The organism is Gordonibacter pamelaeae 7-10-1-b (assembly GCF_000210055.1).
GTDB lineage: Bacteria > Actinomycetota > Coriobacteriia > Coriobacteriales > Eggerthellaceae > Gordonibacter > Gordonibacter pamelaeae.
Genome location: NC_021021.1, coordinates 223,983 through 225,304 on the forward strand (window position 1 = coordinate 223,983; position 1,322 = coordinate 225,304).

General features: G+C 68.6%; 1 protein-coding gene. It reads right to left on the reverse strand.

Annotation, left to right across the window (positions count from 1 at the left end; genetic code table 11):
• On the reverse strand, nucleotides 1-1,129 hold a 1,129-nt coding region (gene serA, locus GPA_RS00995), incomplete at its 3' end, for a phosphoglycerate dehydrogenase (protein ID WP_041238721.1).
• Nucleotides 1,130-1,322 lie beyond the last annotated feature (193 nt).

A 1,322-nucleotide genomic window follows, 5' to 3' on the forward strand; every position in this document is an offset into this window, starting at 1 on the left:
ACAGGAGCCCCTTCACCGTGCCGGCCACGAGGATGGACGGGTCGGCATCGGCGAGCGCGCCGGCCGCCGTGAGCTTCAGGTACTGCGGCACCTCGCCGTGTATCTGGGCAAGCATGCTGCCCATCATCTGGCAGGCGGGCACGTACGGCCCCACCGCGTCCATGACCTCGGGCGGCACCGGCGCCATGTTCACGGCGGTGGGCACGATGGAGCCCGCCAGACCCGCGGCCACGTACTCGGCCGTCTGCACGCCGGCGCGCAGCTGGGCCTCCTTCGTGGACGCGCCCAGGTGAGGGGTGAGGATGGCGTTGGGGAACTCGTGCAGCGGGCTTTCCGTGCACGGCTCGTTCTCCCACACGTCAAGCCCCACGGCGCCTATCTTGCCGGCAGCCAGGAAGTCGGCAAGCGAGTCCACGTTGTAGATGCCGCCGCGCGCGGCGTTCACCAGGATCACGCCGTCCTTCATGCGCGCGTACTGGTCGGGCCCGAACATGCCGATGGTCTGCTTGGTCTTCGGCAGGTGCACGGTGATGAAGTCCGCGAGCGGCACGATGGCGTCCACGTCGTCGTAGAGCGTCACGCCCAGCTGTTCGGCGCGCTCGGGGCTGCAGTACGGGTCGTAGCCCACGAGCCTCATGCCGAAGGCGCGGGCGCGCTCGGCCACGAGGCCGCCGATGCGGCCCAGGCCGAAGATGGCGAGCGTCTTCTCGTAGAGCTCCACGCCGGTGAACTTCGTCCGCTCCCACAGGCCCTCGTGCATGGAGGCGTTGGCCTGGGCGACGTTGCGGGCGCAGGCCAGCATGAGGGCCATGGTGTGCTCGGCGGCGCTCACGATGTTCGACGTGGGAGCGTTGCACACGATGACGCCGCGCTCGGTGGCGGCCTCCACGTCCACGTTGTCCACGCCAACGCCGGCCCGGCCGATGATGCGCAGGTTCTTCCCCGCCTCGATGACCTCGCGCGTCACCTTCGTGGCCGACCGCACGATGAGGGCATCGTAAGCCGGGATGGTCGCGATCAGCTCCTCGGGGGGCATCTTCAGCTTGACATCCACCTCGTAGCCCTTGTCGCGGAGCACCGCGAGGCCGGCGTCGGCCAGCCTTTCGGCAACCAGCACTTTCTTCGTCATAGAACTACCACCTCTGCAAGAGTCTTCCTGGTATGTTTCGCTTGCGCCGCGCGGGAATTTGTTGGGACGCGTCCGGGCGGCTGCCCCATGATAAGGCGAAACCGCCCGCCGCGCCGGTTCGGGCGGAAAATTCTCGACGAAATGCGAAAAGCCGTCCGGAGCGCACGGGTGCCGGCGCCGCGCGGCCCGGCAG